The organism is Lelliottia sp. WB101 (genome assembly GCF_003051885.1).
Classification (GTDB): Bacteria; Pseudomonadota; Gammaproteobacteria; order Enterobacterales; family Enterobacteriaceae; genus Enterobacter; species Enterobacter nimipressuralis.
Window position 1 is genome coordinate 2,419,927 of record NZ_CP028520.1, and the last position, 17,411, is coordinate 2,437,337.

16 protein-coding genes are annotated in these 17,411 nt (G+C 56.7%); 13 read left to right on the forward strand and 3 right to left on the reverse strand.

The features are described from left to right. Positions 1-264: 264 nt before the first annotated feature. From DAI21_RS11655 to sixA, 4 genes are all read left to right on the forward strand, one after another. Positions 265-549, forward strand: coding sequence for a YfcZ/YiiS family protein (locus DAI21_RS11655; RefSeq protein ID WP_107703168.1), 285 nt, complete (start codon positions 265-267; stop codon positions 547-549). A gap of 245 nt (positions 550-794) precedes the next feature. Next, on the forward strand, positions 795-2,105 hold the full coding sequence (gene fadI, locus DAI21_RS11660) for an acetyl-CoA C-acyltransferase FadI (protein ID WP_107703169.1): 1,311 nt from the start codon (positions 795-797) through the stop codon (positions 2,103-2,105). After that, positions 2,105-4,252, forward strand: coding sequence for a fatty acid oxidation complex subunit alpha FadJ (fadJ, locus tag DAI21_RS11665; RefSeq protein ID WP_107703170.1), 2,148 nt, complete (start codon positions 2,105-2,107; stop codon positions 4,250-4,252). The genes fadI and fadJ overlap by 1 nt, the downstream gene beginning before the upstream one ends. 209 nt (positions 4,253-4,461) lie before the next feature. Beyond that, entirely contained in the window at positions 4,462-4,947 is a 486-nt protein-coding gene (gene sixA, locus DAI21_RS11670) for a phosphohistidine phosphatase SixA (RefSeq protein ID WP_100779407.1), read from the forward strand. A gap of 45 nt (positions 4,948-4,992) precedes the next feature. Here the strand turns inward: sixA and smrB are convergent, their stop codons facing one another. After that, positions 4,993-5,544 carry an endonuclease SmrB gene (gene smrB / locus DAI21_RS11675; RefSeq protein ID WP_095282796.1) on the reverse strand — a complete coding sequence of 184 codons (552 nt, stop codon included), beginning with the start codon at positions 5,542-5,544 and terminating at the stop codon, positions 4,993-4,995. A 157-nt stretch (positions 5,545-5,701) separates the two neighbouring features. Between smrB and prmB the strand changes: the two genes are divergently transcribed. The 6 genes from prmB (at position 5,702) to DAI21_RS11705 (ending at position 10,253) form a co-directional block, all read left to right on the forward strand. Further along, positions 5,702-6,634 (forward strand): 50S ribosomal protein L3 N(5)-glutamine methyltransferase, encoded by a 933-nt coding sequence (gene prmB, locus DAI21_RS11680; protein WP_102104928.1) that lies wholly within the window; start codon positions 5,702-5,704, stop codon positions 6,632-6,634. 61 nt (positions 6,635-6,695) lie between these two features. Continuing rightward, positions 6,696-7,781, forward strand: coding sequence for a chorismate synthase (aroC, locus tag DAI21_RS11685; RefSeq protein WP_102104927.1), 1,086 nt, complete (start codon positions 6,696-6,698; stop codon positions 7,779-7,781). Between the two features lie 2 nt (positions 7,782-7,783). Beyond that, positions 7,784-8,608: a penicillin-insensitive murein endopeptidase gene (mepA, locus tag DAI21_RS11690; protein ID WP_107703171.1), complete on the forward strand. Its 825-nt coding sequence runs from the start codon at positions 7,784-7,786 to the stop codon at positions 8,606-8,608. Beyond that, positions 8,608-9,417: a sulfite exporter TauE/SafE family protein gene (locus DAI21_RS11695; RefSeq protein ID WP_100779411.1), complete on the forward strand. Its 810-nt coding sequence runs from the start codon at positions 8,608-8,610 to the stop codon at positions 9,415-9,417. Before mepA ends, DAI21_RS11695 begins: the two co-directional genes overlap by 1 nt. Then, a complete protein-coding gene (locus DAI21_RS11700; RefSeq protein ID WP_102104925.1) occupies positions 9,417-9,965 on the forward strand; it encodes an elongation factor P hydroxylase in 549 nt (182 codons plus the stop codon). Before DAI21_RS11695 ends, DAI21_RS11700 begins: the two co-directional genes overlap by 1 nt. Positions 9,966-9,974: 9 nt before the next feature. After that, positions 9,975-10,253: a YfcL family protein gene (locus DAI21_RS11705; protein ID WP_100779413.1), complete on the forward strand. Its 279-nt coding sequence runs from the start codon at positions 9,975-9,977 to the stop codon at positions 10,251-10,253. 44 nt (positions 10,254-10,297) lie between these two features. Here the strand turns inward: DAI21_RS11705 and mnmC are convergent, their stop codons facing one another. Beyond that, complete coding sequence (gene mnmC / locus DAI21_RS11710) at positions 10,298-12,298, reverse strand: bifunctional tRNA (5-methylaminomethyl-2-thiouridine)(34)-methyltransferase MnmD/FAD-dependent 5-carboxymethylaminomethyl-2-thiouridine(34) oxidoreductase MnmC (RefSeq protein WP_199908221.1); 2,001 nt, start codon at positions 12,296-12,298, stop codon at positions 10,298-10,300. 158 nt (positions 12,299-12,456) lie between these two features. Between mnmC and fabB the strand changes: the two genes are divergently transcribed. Beyond that, positions 12,457-13,674, forward strand: coding sequence for a beta-ketoacyl-ACP synthase I (fabB, locus tag DAI21_RS11715; RefSeq protein WP_100779415.1), 1,218 nt, complete (start codon positions 12,457-12,459; stop codon positions 13,672-13,674). Positions 13,675-13,880: 206 nt separating this feature from the next. Beyond that, positions 13,881-15,059: an MFS transporter gene (locus DAI21_RS11720; RefSeq protein WP_107703173.1), complete on the forward strand. Its 1,179-nt coding sequence runs from the start codon at positions 13,881-13,883 to the stop codon at positions 15,057-15,059. Between the two features lie 67 nt (positions 15,060-15,126). Here the strand turns inward: DAI21_RS11720 and flk are convergent, their stop codons facing one another. After that, complete coding sequence (gene flk / locus DAI21_RS11725; protein WP_102104922.1) at positions 15,127-16,131, reverse strand: flagella biosynthesis regulator Flk; 1,005 nt, start codon at positions 16,129-16,131, stop codon at positions 15,127-15,129. Between the two features lie 117 nt (positions 16,132-16,248). On the opposite strand from flk, the gene pdxB reads away from it, so the two are divergent. Then, positions 16,249-17,385: a 4-phosphoerythronate dehydrogenase PdxB gene (pdxB, locus tag DAI21_RS11730; RefSeq protein ID WP_107703174.1), complete on the forward strand. Its 1,137-nt coding sequence runs from the start codon at positions 16,249-16,251 to the stop codon at positions 17,383-17,385. The last annotated feature ends 26 nt before the right edge of the window (positions 17,386-17,411 follow it).

Consider the following 17,411-nt stretch of genomic DNA (forward strand, 5'->3'; position numbering starts at 1 on the left):
GTATAGGTCGGACCAGATGGGATGTTGCAAGTATGTTTCTGAAGTTTTTCAAAGATGTTTTTTGAAACGAGATCTCTGTGGCAAAAATGCGACCACCGGCACTCAGTAGAAAGGGTGATTTTTGCGTTAGATCATTTTTTAGTGTGATAACGGTCACTTATCCCCGTTTGCGCCATTAACGGCTGGAGAGACCCACGGCCAGGGCGTAAAATATCAGCAACGTGTTTATCTCGCGCCGTGCGCGAATGCAGAGGAACTTGAGCTATGAGTAAATGCAGTGCTGATGAAACCCCGGTTTGCTGCTGTATGGATGTCGGTACCATTATGGATAACACCGATTGCACCGCGTCTTACAGCCGCGTATTTAGCAAACGTTCGGATGCAGAAGAAACCTTAGCCGCGCTGACCAAACGCGCGCGCGACGTGGAATCCGATCCCTGTGAAATCAAATCCACCCTTACTGAAGTGGACGGTGGCGTGAAGCTTGATATCGATTTTATCTTTGCGTGTGAAGCTGAAACCCTGATTTTCCAGCTCGGTCTGCGTTAATTTCTCCGTAAAGTTGCCGGATGATTTTTTACTTACCCGACCTGCAGTTTCGTAGTCCGGGTAAGGCAAAGATGCGACCCGCAAAAAATACCTCAAATGCCCCTGTGACCCAGGGGCATTTTCTTTTCTTCTCTGTGTCTTAGCTCGCACTTTTTCGCTTCCCCGATTGGCTCTATGTAAAAAAATGGTTAAAACTGTTATCAGGTCAGACCACTTTGCGCTTATGTCATTTACAGGGGACTTTTATGAGTCAGGCACTACCGCTCGTCACCCGCCAGGGTGACCGCATTGCCATTGTCAGCGGATTACGTACTCCGTTTGCACGTCAGGCGACGGCATTTCACGGAATACCGGCTGTCGATCTGGGGAAAATGGTAGTGGGGGAGATGCTGGCTCGCAGCGAAATACCCCCAGAGGTCATCGAACAACTGGTTTTTGGCCAGGTCGTCCAGATGCCGGAAGCACCCAATATCGCCCGCGAAATCGTGCTTGGGACGGGAATGAACGTCCATACCGATGCCTACAGCGTCAGTCGCGCCTGTGCGACCAGCTTCCAGGCCGTCGCTAACGTAGCGGAAAGCCTGATGACCGGCACCATTCGCGCCGGTATTGCAGGCGGGGCCGACTCCTCTTCCGTTCTGCCGATTGGCGTCAGTAAAAAGCTGGCCCGTGTGCTGGTGGACGTCAACAAAGCCCGCACCATGGGGCAGCGTCTCAAACTTTTCTCCCGCCTGCGTCTGCGCGATCTGGCGCCGGTGCCGCCAGCGGTCGCGGAATATTCTACCGGCCTGCGAATGGGCGATACCGCAGAGCAAATGGCGAAAACCTACGGCATCACCCGCGAACAGCAAGATGCCCTGGCACATCGCTCGCATCAGCGTGCCGCGCTGGCGTGGTCCGAGGGAAAACTGGCGGATGAAGTGATGACGGCCTATATCCCGCCGTATCGCGAACCGCTCAGTGAAGATAACAATATCCGTGGCAGTTCGACGCTGGCTGATTATGCAAAATTACGTCCGGCGTTTGACCGCAAGCACGGCACCGTCACGGCGGCGAACAGCACGCCTTTGACCGATGGTGCGGCGGCAGTGATCCTGATGACCGAGTCGCGGGCAAAAGAGCTGGGGCTGGTGCCGCTGGGCTACCTGCGCAGCTACGCCTTTACCGCTATCAATGTCTGGCAGGATATGCTGCTGGGACCGGCCTGGTCCACGCCGCTGGCGCTTGAGCGCGCCGGATTAACGCTGTCTGATTTAACCTTAATAGATATGCACGAGGCTTTTGCCGCGCAGACGCTTGCCAACCTGCAACTGCTGGCCAGCGAACGCTTTGCCCGCGATGTGCTGGGCCGCGCGCATGCCACGGGCGAAGTGGACGAGAGCAAATTTAACGTGCTGGGCGGATCTATCGCATACGGCCATCCGTTTGCTGCCACCGGCGCACGCATGATTACGCAAACGCTGCATGAGCTTCGCCGTCGCGGCGGAGGTTTTGGTCTGGTCACCGCCTGTGCGGCGGGTGGACTGGGCGCGGCGATGGTTCTGGAGGCTGAATAATGGAAACCCCTTCCGCTTTTGACCTGAAGGTCCGGCTGGACAATATTGCCGTCGTCACCATCGATGTGCCGGGCGAAAAGATGAATACCCTGAAGGCCGAATTCGGCGTTCAGGTGCGCGCGATCCTCAGGCAAATCCGCGAAAACAAAGACATTCGCGGGCTGATTTTTATCTCAGCCAAACCCGATAACTTTATCGCTGGTGCAGATATCAACATGATCGCCCGCGCCAGCAGCGCGCAGGAAGCGGAAGAGCTGGCCCGACAGGGACAGCAGATCATGGCCGAGATCCACGCGTTGCCGATCCCGGTGATCGCAGCGATCCACGGTGCCTGCCTGGGCGGCGGCCTGGAGCTGGCGCTGGCGTGTCACAGCCGTATTTGTACGGATGATGCGAAAACCGTGCTCGGTCTGCCGGAAGTGCAGCTCGGTCTACTGCCGGGGTCCGGTGGCACCCAGCGTTTACCGCGTCTGATTGGCGTGAGTACCGCGCTGGAAATGATACTCACCGGTAAACAGCTTCGACCACGTCAGGCTCTGAAAGCCGGGCTGGTGGACGAAGTGGTTCCCCATTCCATTTTGCTGGACGCGGCCGTTGAGCTGGCATTAAAAGGGCGGCAAACGAGCCGTCATTTGCCGGTTCGCGAGCGTATTCTCGCCGGCCCGCTTGGGCGCGCGCTGCTGTTTAATGTGGTCGGTAAGAAAACGGAACAGAAAACCAAAGGCAACTACCCGGCGACCAAACGCATTCTCGAGGTGATTGAAACCGGCCTGGCGCAAGGGAGCAGCAGCGGTTATGCGGCTGAGGCCAAAGCCTTTGGCGAACTGGCGATGACGCCCGAGTCGCAGGCACTGCGCAGCATCTTCTTTGCCAGTACCGACGTGAAAAAAGATCCTGGTAGCGAGGCGTCACCGGCGCCGCTGGCCTCTGTAGGCGTTTTGGGCGGGGGATTGATGGGCGGTGGCATTGCGTTTGTCACGGCAAGCAAAGGCAAATTGCCGATACGAATCAAAGACATCAACGCAAAGGGCATTAATCACGCGCTGCAATACAGCTGGCAGCTCCTTGATCAAAAGGTTAAACGCCGCCATATCAAAGCCAGCGAGCGCGACAGAGAGCTGGCGCTGATTTCAGGCACCACCGATTACAGCGGTTTTCACCATCGTGACCTGGTAATTGAAGCCGTATTTGAAGACCTGGCGCTGAAACAGCAGATGGTCGCCGACGTGGAACAGCACTGCGCGCCGCACACCATTTTTGCCTCAAATACGTCGTCGCTGCCGATTGGCGATATCGCCGCACGTGCCGCGCGACCGGAGCAGGTGATCGGTTTGCACTTCTTTAGTCCGGTGGAAAAAATGCCGCTGGTGGAGGTCATACCTCACGCTTCGACGAACGCTCAAACGGTGGCCACGGTGGTGAAGCTCGCCAAACGGCAGGGCAAAACACCGATTGTGGTGGCCGACAAGGCCGGTTTTTACGTTAACCGCATTCTTGCGCCCTACATTAATGAGGCGATGCGCCTGCTGACGGAAGGCGAGAAAATCGAACACATTGACAATGCGCTGGTCAAGTTTGGTTTTCCAGTTGGCCCAATCCAACTTTTGGATGAGGTTGGAATTGATACAGGCACTAAAATTATACCTGTGCTGGAAGCTGCTTATGGAGAACGTTTTAGCCCGCCTGCAAACATTGTTTCTACGATCTTGAATGATGATCGCAAAGGCAGAAAAAATGGACGGGGCTTCTATCTTTACGCAGTTAAAGGGCGTAAAAGCAAGAAACAGGTCGACCCCTCGGTCTATGGGCTTATTCACGCCAGCGGCCAGGGGAAGTTGTCAGCACAGCAATGCGCTGAGCGCTGCGTCATGATGATGCTCAACGAAGCGGCTCGTTGTTTTGACGAGCAGGTCGTTAAAAGTGCGCGAGACGGCGATATTGGTGCCGTGTTTGGTATCGGTTTTCCACCTTTCCTGGGTGGCCCGTTCCGCTATATGGATAGTCTTGGCGCGGGTGAAGTGGTGGCAATATTGCAGCGTCTGGCTTCGCTTTATGGTCCACGGTTTACCCCGTGTGAACAATTAATGCGCATGGCAGAAAATAACCTGCACTTTTGGCCAGCAGAGGAAACTGACCTCGTAACTTAAGGTCAAACAAGAGTATATCTGACGGTGAATGAACCTGTTTTGGCTATTTTGTAAACAGATATTGACTATACTTACGCCATTAAGGTAAAAAACAGCGTTTCATTCATCAGATGGATCAGGCACAATGCCCGGCCATCGGGTTTTCTACCTTTTTGATCTTTTCGCGGGTAGTGAACGCCGGTGATCCTGGTTAACAAAAGCGGTGCAATATGCAAGTTTTTATCATGCGTCACGGCGACGCGGCACTCGATGCTGCCAGTGACTCTGTTCGTCCTTTGACGACCTGTGGTTGTGACGAATCCCGTCAAATGGCGACCTGGCTCAAAGGCCAAAAAGTGGATATCGATCGTGTGCTGGTGAGTCCGTTCCTGCGGGCCGAACAGACGCTGGATGTGGTAGGGGAGTGTATGAACCTGCCGAAGAGCGTCGATGTTCTCCCTGAGCTTACTCCCTGCGGGGATGTGGGCCTCGTCAGCGCGTATCTTCAGGCGCTGTGCAATGAAGGTGTCTCTTCCGCACTGGTGATTTCCCATCTGCCGTTGGTCGGCTACCTGGTGTCTGAACTGTGCCCTGGCGAAACGCCTCCGATGTTCACCACCTCCGCAATTGCCAACGTCACCCTCGACGATGCGGGCAAAGGGGTATTCAACTGGCAAATGAGTCCGTGCAACCTGAAGATGGCAAAAGCTATCTGACGTGACGAATGATCTGGCGGGTAGCCTGTGCCACCCGCCTGCCTGTCAGGGCAGCTCCGGTGGCTGCCACTCTTCTACTTCAATCAACACCAGCAGCGCGGCATCTCCGCCGTACTCTTTTGGCGCCTGATGAAAAGCCATCACGTGTGGATGCTGAGCCAGCCACAACGGCGTTTGCTGTTTGAGAATATGCTTTCCATGGCCGTGCATCACACAGGTGCAGAACACGTGCTCGCGACGACACGCGGCAATGAGCGCGCCCAGCTCCTGTTTCGCCTGCATTTGCGTCAGACCATGCAGATCGAGAAACAGCTCCGGCGAATAATCCCCGCGACGTAACTTTTTCAGCTCAAAATGGCTGACATCTTCCCGCACATATTTCACTGCCCCCTGCGTGTTCAACAGCGGCTGAAATTCGTCTGAAAAATAGTGGCTGTTATCCGCCTGTTCCTGCAGCAGCCGTTTGACCGGCACTTCAGTCACTTTTTTGCGGATCGGGCGATGGACAATGGTGTCCTGGGTGATTTTGCGCGTCCCGCTCATGAGCTGGCGAAACAGCGTTTGATCCTCCTCGCTAAGCGGCATTTTCTTTTTCATTAGTCCGTCTCATCTCTTATTTCCCTTAGTTTACCTGAGGGAGGCGCAAGCAAAACGCATTTTTTCACCTCTCCCACGCCGTCCCGATGCTGATTTATCGCCGTCTTCATGGCAAACTAGCCGCCGAAAATTATGCAAGCATGCCCTGGAGAGAATAATGGATAAAATATTTGTCGATGAAGCAGTAAACGAACTGCATACCATTCAGGACATGTTGCGTTGGTCCGTCAGTCGTTTTAGCGCCGCCAACATCTGGTACGGCCACGGAACGGACAACCCGTGGGATGAGGCGGTTCAGCTGGTGCTGCCATCCCTGTATCTGCCGCTGGATATCCCTGAAGATATGCGCACCGCGCGTCTGACCTCCAGCGAAAAACACCGTATCGTTGAGCGCGTGATTCGCCGCGTCAACGAGCGTATCCCGGTCGCCTATCTCACCAACAAAGCCTGGTTCTGCGGTCACGAATTTTACGTTGATGAACGTGTGCTGGTGCCGCGCTCGCCGATTGGCGAACTGATCAACAACCACTTTGCAGGCCTGATCGACCACCAACCGCAGCACATTCTGGATATGTGTACGGGCAGCGGCTGTATCGCGATTGCCTGCGCGTATGCCTTCCCGGAAGCGGAAGTGGATGCGGTTGATATCTCCGCCGACGCGCTGGCCGTTACCGAACACAACATCGAAGAGCACGGTTTGATTCACCACGTGACGCCGATTCGCTCCGACCTGTTCCGCGACCTGCCAAAACTGCAATACGATCTGATTGTCACCAATCCGCCGTACGTGGATGCAGAAGACATGTCCGATCTGCCGAATGAATATCGCCACGAGCCGGAACTCGGTCTGGCCTCCGGTTCTGACGGCCTGAAACTGACGCGCCGCATCCTGGCCTGTGCGCCGGATTATCTGACTGACGACGGTATTCTGATTTGTGAAGTCGGTAACAGCATGGTACATCTGATGGAGCAGTACCCGGACGTGCCGTTCACCTGGCTTGAATTCGACAACGGTGGTGAAGGCGTCTTCATGCTGACCAAAGCGCAGCTCATCGCCGCGCGTGAACACTTCAGCATTTACAAAGATTAATCCAACGGGCTTCGGCCCGTTTCACATTGCTCAAACACAGAACAACGACAACGGAGCCGTGATGGCAGGAAACAGTATTGGACAATTATTCCGTGTAACGACTTTCGGCGAATCACACGGTCTGGCGCTGGGTTGCATCGTCGACGGCGTGCCACCTGGTATCGAACTGACCGAAGCGGATTTACAGCACGATCTCGATCGCCGCCGTCCGGGCACCTCGCGCTACACCACGCAGCGTCGCGAGCCGGATCAGGTCAAAATTCTCTCCGGTGTCTTTGAAGGCCGCACTACCGGCACCAGCATTGGTCTGCTGATTGAAAATACCGATCAGCGCTCGCAGGACTACGGCGCCATCAAAGATGTTTTCCGCCCCGGTCATGCCGATTACACCTACGAACAAAAATACGGTTTTCGCGACTATCGCGGCGGCGGACGCTCATCGGCGCGTGAAACAGCCATGCGCGTGGCGGCGGGCGCTATCGCTAAAAAATATCTGGCGCAAAAATTTGGCATCGTGATTCGCGGCTGCCTGACCCAGATGGGCGACATTCCGCTGGCGATCAAAGACTGGGATCTGGTTGAACAGAACCCGTTCTTCTGCGCGGATGCCGACAAAATTGACGCACTGGACGAACTGATGCGCGGCCTGAAAAAAGAGGGCGACTCCATCGGCGCGAAAGTGACCGTCGTGGCTGACGGCGTTCCGCCGGGCCTGGGCGAGCCGGTCTTCGATCGTCTGGATGCAGATATCGCCCACGCAATGATGAGCATCAATGCGGTGAAAGGCGTGGAAATTGGCGATGGTTTTGACGTGGTAGCGCTGCGCGGCAGCCAGAACCGCGACGAAATCACGAAAGAGGGTTTCCAGAGCAATCATGCGGGCGGCATTCTTGGCGGCATCAGCAGTGGTCAGCAGATTGTGGCCAACATCGCGCTGAAACCGACCTCCAGCATTACCGTACCGGGGCGCACCATTAACCGCTTCGGCGAAGAAGTTGAGATGATCACCAAAGGGCGTCACGATCCTTGTGTGGGTATCCGTGCGGTGCCGATCGCTGAAGCGATGCTGGCCATTGTGCTAATGGATCATTTCCTGCGCCAGCGCGCGCAGAATGCGGACGTGACGACCACCATTCCACGCTGGTAAACATGAAAAAAACCGCTATTGCTCTGTTGGCTCTGCTTGCCAGCGGAGCCAGTCTGGCAGCCACGCCGTGGCAAAAAATCACCCACCCGATCGCGGGCAGCGCCCAGTCGATCGGCGCGTTTGCTAACGGCTGCATCGTTGGCGCGCAGGATCTGCCGCTGCAATCCGACACCTATCAGGTGATGCGTACCGACCAGCGTCGCTACTTTGGTCATCCGGATCTGGTGCTGTTTATCCAGCGTCTGGGCAATCAGGTGCATAACCTGGGGCTGGGGACGATGCTGATCGGCGATATGGGGATGCCAGCGGGCGGTCGCTTCAATGGCGGACACGCCAGCCATCAGTCGGGTCTGGATGCGGATATTTTCCTGCAACTGCCGAAAACCCGCTGGAGTTCGGCGCAGCTGCTTAAACCCCAGGCATTGGATCTCGTCGCCCGTGACGGCAAAAGCGTGGTGCCGTCTCTGTGGTCGCCAGATGTCTCCAGCATGATTAAGCTGGCGGCAAAAGATAACGATGTGACGCGCATCTTCGTCAATCCAGCGATCAAGCAGCAGCTCTGTCTGGACGCCGGAACGGATCGTGACTGGCTGCGTAAAGTGCGCCCGTGGTTCCAGCATCGCGCGCATATGCACGTGCGTCTGCGCTGCCCGGCCAACAGCCTCGAATGTGAAGATCAGCCGTTACCGCCGCCGGGAGATGGCTGCGGGGCAGAACTCCAGAGCTGGTTTGAGCCAGCAAAACCTGGAACCACCAAGCCTGAGAAGAAGACACCGCCTCCGTTGCCGCCTTCCTGCCAGGCGCTACTGGATGAGCATGTACTTTAATGGATAATTTCGTCGATCTGTTTATGGTGTCACCGCTGCTGCTGGCGGTGCTGTTTTTTGTTGCGATGCTGGCGGGATTTATCGATGCGCTGGCGGGGGGAGGCGGCCTGCTGACTGTGCCTGCGCTGCTGGCGGCGGGCATGAGCCCGGCCCAGGCGCTGGCGACCAATAAGCTGCAGGCCTGCGGCGGCTCGCTCTCTGCCTCCATCTACTTTATTCGCCGTAAAGTGGTCAGTCTTGCCGACCAAAAGCTCAATATTCTGATGACCTTTATCGGCTCCACCAGCGGCGCGCTGCTGGTGCAGCACGTGCAATCGGATATTTTGCGCCAGATTTTGCCAATCCTCGTGATCTGCATTGGTCTCTACTTTTTGCTGATGCCAAAATTAGGGGAAGAGGATCGTCAGCGCCGTCTGCACGGTCTGCCGTTTGCCCTGATTGCGGGCGGCTGCGTCGGTTTTTACGATGGCTTCTTCGGGCCGGGTGCCGGTTCTTTTTATGCCCTGGCGTTTGTGACGCTGGCCGGTTTTAACCTCGCCAAATCCACCGCCCACGCAAAAGTGCTCAACGCCACCTCAAACCTGGGCGGTCTGCTGCTGTTTATCATTGGCGGGAAAGTGATTTGGGCGACCGGCTTTGTGATGATGGTCGGACAGTTTTTAGGCGCGCGCGTCGGCTCGCGTCTGGTATTGAGCAAAGGGCAAAAACTGATTCGTCCGATGATTGTGATTGTGTCGGCGGTGATGAGTGCCAAACTACTTTATGACAGCCACGGACAGGAGATCCTCCACTGGTTGGGGATGAACTAATGAACAGTACGCATAAATATGAACAGCTGATTGAGATCTTCGACAGCTGTTTTGCGGATGATTTTAATACCCGTCTGATTAAAGGCGACGACGAACCGATCTATCTTCCTGCTGATGCAGATGTGCCATACAACCGGATCGTGTTTGCCCACGGGTTTTATGCCAGCGGTCTGCACGAGATTTCCCACTGGTGTATTGCCGGGAAAGCGCGCCGCGAACTGGTCGATTTCGGTTACTGGTACTGCCCGGACGGGCGAGATGCCACGACGCAAGGGCAGTTTGAAGATGTGGAAGTCAAACCGCAGGCCTTCGACTGGCTGTTTTGCGTGGCGGCAGGTTTTCCGTTCAACGTCAGCTGCGACAATCTCGAAGGCGATTGCGAGCCGGATCGTATTACCTTCCAGCGCCGCGTTCACGCGCAGGTGATGGAATATCTTGAGAAAGGCATCCCGGAGCGACCGGCGCGTTTTATCAAGGCACTACAGAATTATTACCACACGCCGGCAATAACGGCGGAATGCTTCCCGTGGCCGGAAGATCTCAACTGAGGAAAAAAGATGATCGCAGAATTTGAATCACGCATCCTGGCGTTAATTGATGACATGGTGGAACACGCCAGTGACGATGAACTGTTTGCCAGCGGTTATCTGCGTGGTCACCTGACGCTTGCTGTTGCCGAGCTGGAAGCGGGCGACGATCACTCACCTGAAGCGGTCCATGCTGAAGTGAGCCGTGGTCTTGAAAAAGCTATTCAGGCGGGGGAGCTTTCTCCGCGCGACCAGTCACTGGTGCTGGGGATGTGGGACAATTTGTTCCAGCAGGCTAATCTGAAGTAGTGGCTTTTTGCCCGGTAGCGCTGCGCTTACCGGGCCTCCAAAACTTATCCTATCTTTTTACCCTTCAGTAATTTGCGTACCCACAGCCGATTTGGGTTCAATCCTGCAAGCGTAACACCGTCCATCGGGATCGGCTCATCGCTCATCTGCGACGCCAGAATTTCAGCGGCCAGCGGCGCGGTGCACAATCCCCGCGACCCGAGCGCACCGAGCATAAACAGGTTTGGATAGACGGGAGAACGCACGGCATTCTCTTTGGATTCTGCCAGATCCTGATAGGCCGCAAGCGTCGCGTCGTAGTCCGGTACATTGCCGAGCATCGGCAGGTGATCGCGGGTGGCACACCGCACGCCGCAGCGCGCGTCGCTGCCGCTCACGTCCACCTCTTTCGCCCATTCAGCCCCGGGGAAGCAGTCGATCAAGCGCTGGCGGTTTTGCTGCTGATCCGCTTCGCTATAGCAAATGTCCGCTTCGCCGCGATGATAGCTGGCTCCGATGCAGTGATGACCGTTGGTCGGGTTTTGCGGAGTCAGATAGCCGTCGTAACACAAGACCTGACGCAGCTTGCCGAGCTGGGCTGTCGTGGGAATATGGCTCACCTGTCCGCCAACCGGATAGACCGGCAGATTGTCTGTTTGCGGGAAATCGCTGATGCGATGGCCGTTGGTCAGCACCACTCCGGCGTGTCGGGCCTGTGCACCATGGGCAAAACGCAGCTGCCAGTCGCCTTCGATGCGATCCAGGGATTCCAGCTGATGTTCATAATGCACGGTCAGCCCTTGCGACTGGGCCAGCGCAATGGCCGCTGCCGTAAGCTGCGCCGGGCAGAGCCAGCCGCCTTGCGGATAGTGAATGCCGCCGCAGTTCGTTTCCAGGCCACTTAACGCCTGCACCTGCTCGGCGTCCACGGCTTCCGCGATGTGCGCCGGTAATTCCAGACTCAGCATCTGGTCGATCTTGCGCTGGCTTTTTTCGTCCCAGCCGAGCTGTGTGACGCCGCACCATGCATGGTCAAAGGTGACAGGCAGGCTGTCGTAAAGACGCCGGGCAAAGGTAAAGGCGGCCGGGAAAAACTGGCTAAGTGCCGGATCGTGGGCGGTCAGCAGAGGATACAGCGCTCCCTGGCGATTGCCGGAGGCACCCGTGGCGGGGGCGGTATCAGCGCAGTACAACGTCACCTGCCAGCCGCGCTGGAGCAGGGCAAGTGACAGCAGTGCGCTGGCGATACCACCGCCAATAATCGCCGTTTCACGTTTTTCCGCACCGCTGCGGGCAAACCAGGGGGTCCGCTCAGGTAGGGGATTATCCTGCTCCATCACCCCTGTCAGCATCTCTCGCTTGCGGCCAAATCCTTTGGTTTTGTACATAGTGAAACCGGCGTCCTGCAAACCACGGCGCACGAACCCGGCGGAGGTAAAGGTCGCGAGCGTAGCGCCAGGACGCGCCAGACGCGCCATCGCCGCGAACAGATGCGGGCTCCACATGTCCGGGTTTTTCGCGGGGGCAAAACCATCCAAAAACCAGGCGTCGACTTTCTGATTCAGAGAATCGTCGAGTTTGTCCGTTAGTTCGTTGATATCCCCGAGCCACAAATCCAGTGTGACTTGACCGCCGTCTAACACCAAACGATGACAGCCGCCGATCGGCTGTGGCCACTGGGCCTGCAGCTGCTCGGCCCAGACGCGAAGTTCCGGCCAGTGCTGATGGGCCAGGGTCAGGTCGTGGGCGGTGAGGGGGAATTTCTCGAAACTGATGAAATGTAATCTTTGTAGCGTAGCGTCAGGGTGCGCCGCACGGAACTGAACAAACGCCTGCCAGAGGGTGAGGAAGTTTAATCCGGTGCCAAAACCGCTCTCCGCCACTACAAACTGGCTGCGCGGATGGACAGGGAAACGCGCGTTGAGCTGGTTTCCGTCGAGGAAAACATAACGGGTTTCTTCCAGTCCGTTATCATTAGAGAAGTAGACATCGTCGAAATCTCGGGAAACAGGTGTACCCTCAGCGTTGAACTCAAGGTTGGCGGGTTGTATGGCGTTTTGTTTCACGTAAGTTACTCGTCTGACAGGCAGTGGCAGGATCTTAGCGATGTGTGTTCGATGGTGCAAATTTCCACAGAAATTGGCTGATCGGACTTGTTCAGCGTACAAGTGTACGCTATTGTGCGACTCGAAACTTAATATAGTATGACTTACAGAGGTATTGAATGAAACGTGCAGTGATTACTGGCCTGGGCATCGTTTCCAGCATCGGTAACAACCAGCAGGAAGTCCTGGAATCTCTGCGTGAAGGACGCTCGGGGATCACTTTCTCTCAAGAATTCAAAGATTCTGGTATGCGTAGCCACGTGTGGGGTAACGTCAAACTGGACACCACCGGTCTGATTGACCGCAAAGTGGTCCGTTTCATGAACGATGCCTCTATCTACGCTTACCTCTCAATGCAGCAGGCTGTAGAAGATGCTGGATTGAAAGAAGACGTTTATCAGAACAACCCACGCGTGGGCCTGATCGCAGGTTCCGGTGGTTCTTCTAAATCTCAGGTGTTCGGCGCAGACGCAATGCGTAGCCCGCGCGGCCTGAAAGCGGTCGGTCCTTACGTTGTGACCAAAGCGATGGCGTCAGCGGTGTCCGCGTGCCTCGCGACCCCCTTCAAAATCCACGGTGTGAACTACTCCATCAGCTCCGCATGTGCGACCTCCGCACACTGTATCGGCAGCGCGGTAGAGCAGATCCAGTTGGGTAAACAAGACATCGTATTTGCTGGCGGCGGCGAAGAGCTGTGCTGGGAAATGGCGTGTGAATTCGACGCGATGGGCGCACTGTCCACCAAATACAACGAAACGCCAGAAAAAGCGTCCCGTACCTATGATGCGAACCGTGACGGTTTCATCATCGCAGGCGGCGGCGGTATGGTTGTGGTTGAAGAGCTGGAACACGCGCTGGCACGTGGCGCGCACATCTACGCTGAAGTTGTGGGCTACGGCGCGACTTCCGATGGTGCAGACATGGTTGCTCCATCAGGCGAAGGCGCAGTGCGCTGCATGAAGCTGGCGATGAACGGTGTTGATACCCCAATCGACTACCTGAACTCCCACGGTACCTCGACTCCGGTCGGCGACGTGAAAGAGCTGGGTGCTATCCGTGAAGTCTTCGGCGACAACAGCCCGGCGATCTCCGCGACGAAAGCGATGACCGGTCACTCTCTGGGCGCCGCTGGCGTGCAGGAAGCTATCTACTCTCTGCTGATGCTGGAACACGGCTTTATCGCCCCAAGCATTAACGTTGAAGAGCTGGACGAGCAGGCTGCTGGCCTGAACATCGTGACCAAGCCGACTGAGCAAGCGCTGACGACGGTGATGTCCAACAGCTTCGGCTTCGGCGGCACCAACGCCACCCTGGTAATGCGTAAGCTGAAAGCGTAAGTTTTCCGTTGATGAAAAAAAGGAGCCTGATGGCTCCTTTTTTTATGCGTTGACAATTGATTGACTGAAAAGGCAAACTTCGGCTTCAACATTATCACTTTGATAATGCGTAAGCGTTTAACGTCAACCAACGCACCTTAATCCTGATCCTCAGGTAGAGGGGGCGTGGCATTTCCCCGCCTTACTCTTCATTTTCGGAGTAATGCATGACCGCAGTAACCCAAACAGAAAAAACCTCTTCAGCGAATGTCTCGCTGTTTCGCATCGCCTTCGCGGTGTTTCTTACCTATATGACCGTCGGCCTGCCGCTGCCGGTAATCCCGTTGTTTGTGCATCAGGAGCTGGGCTACGGCAATACCCTGGTGGGTGTCGCCGTGGGGATTCAATTTCTGGCGACCGTATTAACCCGTGGCTATGCGGGACGCCTGGCCGATCAGCATGGCGCTAAGCGTTCCGCGTTACAGGGTATGTTTGCCTGCGGACTGGCGGGCGGGGCATGGCTGCTGGCCGCGCTGCTGCCGGTGGACGCCATCTATAAATTCGCACTGCTGATTGTCGGGCGCTTAATTCTCGGTTTTGGCGAAAGCCAACTGCTGACCGGGACGCTCACCTGGGGAATGGGGCTGGTCGGGCCGACGCGTTCCGGGAAAGTGATGTCCTGGAACGGGATGGCGATCTACGGCGCACTGGCCGCAGGCGCACCGCTGGGTCTGCTGATCCACAGCCATTTCGGTTTCGCCGCGCTGGCGGGGACGACCATGGTGCTGCCGCTGGTGGCGTGGGCCTTTAACGGCACGGTGCGTAAAGTGCCAGCTCACAAAGGCGATCGCCCATCACTGTGGAGCGTGGTCGGTCAAATCTGGAAACCGGGCCTCGGTCTGGCGCTGCAGGGCGTTGGATTTGCCGTGATTGGCACCTTTGTCTCGCTCTACTTCATGAGCCGGGGCTGGGCAATGGCCGGTTTCACCTTAACCGCATTCGGTGGGGCCTTCGTGCTGATGCGCGTGCTGTTCGGCTGGATGCCGGACCGTTTTGGCGGCGTAAAAGTGGCAGTGGTTTCGCTAATGATTGAGACCCTCGGCCTGCTGCTGTTGTGGCAGGCACCGGTGGCGTGGATTGCGTTGCTGGGCGCGGCGTTAACCGGCTGCGGCTGCTCGCTAATCTTCCCGGCGCTCGGCGTCGAGGTGGTGAAACGCGTGGCTCCGCAGGTTCGTGGAACTGCACTCGGCGGCTATGCGGCATTCCAGGATATCTCGTACGGTATCACCGGCCCGCTGGCAGGGGTACTGGCGACGTCGTTCGGCTATCCGTCGGTGTTTCTGGCAGGGGCCGTATCGGCGGTGGTGGGGATAGTGGTAACGGTTATCGCATTCCGGAAGCAGTAAACGTTATTGTCGAGTAACCCGATCTGCAAAGTCCGTAATTTAGCAGGTCGGGTGGCGATACTTCGACTCAGGCAACCAGCCAGAACAATGCCAGCGCCACCATCAGCGCGATAAACATCAGGCCGGGGCGGGCAGACATCGATTTTATGGTGTCCACCACCGGGGCGAACAGCGGGCTGTAGATCGGCTGAATATTGCGCGCTTCTGGCACACCGCCGTCACGTTCGGCGCGGCGGATAAAGATCTGGTTCAGTAAATCCTGAATCTGGGCCGGGGTCAGCACCGTCTGCGGCGTTACCTGCCAGTTCTGCTGCGCATATTCACGCACCGCTTCAAATTCTCGTGGTTCCAGCGGCTGTTTAAGCGCCGCCTGCAGGGTATGGAGCGTGGGTGCGCTTTGGGTACTCAACGTCTGACGCGCCTGAAGCCAGGTCACCAGATGGGTAAACTGTTTCGCCGGGATCAACTCACCGGCTTTCACACCGGAAAGTTCCAGCATGGATTGCCAGATAAGCTTGTTTGACTCGCCCGTGGCAGCAGCCAGCCGGGTGACCATCTGCTTGAGAGTATTATGCTCAGCAGGCTGCAGAGGGCGCTCCGTCGCCGGGCGTTGCTGCGGCTGCGGAATAGAGAGCTGATTGCTCTGTAACAGCGTGAGCACCGTTTTCAGCTGGTCCGGTGTGAGCTGGCTCAGGGCCGTCTGACCAAACTGCTGACGGATAAAATCACTCACCGCCTGACGATTATTTCCCTGGCCTAACAGTTCGGTGAGCTGTGACACCATCTGGCGGGTGGTGTGATTTTGCTGCGCGGTATTCAGGCGCAGATTCAGGTTTTGCTCGGCGGCAGGGAAGTGGCGCGATAACAGCGGCGTGTCGTTTTTCAGCCCCAAATCATGTTTCACTCCCGCCCACACCTCCGCGTTCTGTTGCGACGTAAGCGCAACCAGGCGGGTGATCAGTCGCTCCAGCACCGTGCGCTGCTGCGTCGATAACGGCTGTTCGCCAATGGCGGAAGGTGTTACTGGGCCTTCACCGGGAGGGCGCGGCGGCGTACCTGAAATGGGCTGCATCGTCAAAATCCTTAAAGTCATTACTCACCGTAAACCAGGCAAAGCGTTCGGGTATGCCTGGCGGCGAGATTATGGCACACTTGGCCGGTTAACTTCCTCTCAAACAGGTACTCTGTCGTGAAAATCCTCGTTGATGAAAATATGCCTTACGCCCGTGAGCTGTTTAGCCGCCTGGGCGACGTTAAGGCCGTTCCCGGTCGTCCCATTCCCCTTGAAGAACTCTCCGATGCTGACGCCCTGATGGTGCGCTCGGTCACCAAAGTGAATGAGGCGCTGCTGTCGGGTAAAAACGTCAAATTTGTAGGGACAGCGACGGCGGGAACCGATCACGTGGACGATGCCTGGCTCGCACAGGCCGGTATCGGATTCTCGGCCGCGCCGGGCTGTAACGCTATCGCTGTGGTGGAATACGTTTTCTCTTCACTGTTGATGCTGGGCGAGCGCGACGGCTTTGCGCTGAAAGATCGCACGGTGGGTATTGTTGGCGTCGGTAACGTCGGCGGGCGGTTGCAAAAACGTCTGGAAGCCCTCGGTATCCGCACCTTGCTGTGCGATCCCCCACGCGCCGATCGCGGTGATGAAGGCGACTTCCGCGCGCTGGATGAACTGGTCGAGCAGGCGGATGTGATCACCTTCCATACGCCGCTGTTTAAAGACGGACCGTACAAATCCCTGCATCTGGCCGATGAAGCGTTAATTCGCCGCCTGAAGCCTGGCACTATTCTGATAAATGCTTGCCGTGGCCCGGTGGTGGATAACACCGCGCTGCTGAAATGTCTGGAAGAGGGGCAGGAGCTGAACGTGGTGCTGGATGTCTGGGAGCCGGAGCCGGATCTCAACGTGGCGCTGCTGAATCGCGTGGATGTCGCTACCGCGCACATCGCGGGCTATACGCTTGAAGGCAAAGCGCGCGGTACGACGCAGGTGTTTGAAGCCTATAGCGCTTTTATCGGCCAGGCGCAGCAGGTGGCGCTGGATACGCTGCTGCCTGCGCCGGAATTTGGCCGCATTACGCTGCACGGTCCGCTTGATGAGTCTTCGCTAAAAAGGCTGGTGCATTTAGTGTATGATGTGCGCCGCGATGACGCGCTGCTGCGAAAAGTGGCCGGCATTCCGGGTGAATTCGACCGGCTTCGCAAGAATTATCTTGAGCGCCGTGAGTGGTCCTCCCTGTATGTCATCTGTGACGACACTGATGCGGCGGCGTTACTGAATAAACTGGGTTTTACTGCCACGCATAACCCGGCGCGTTAATGTTTTCCTCATGCTCTCTGCCGGAT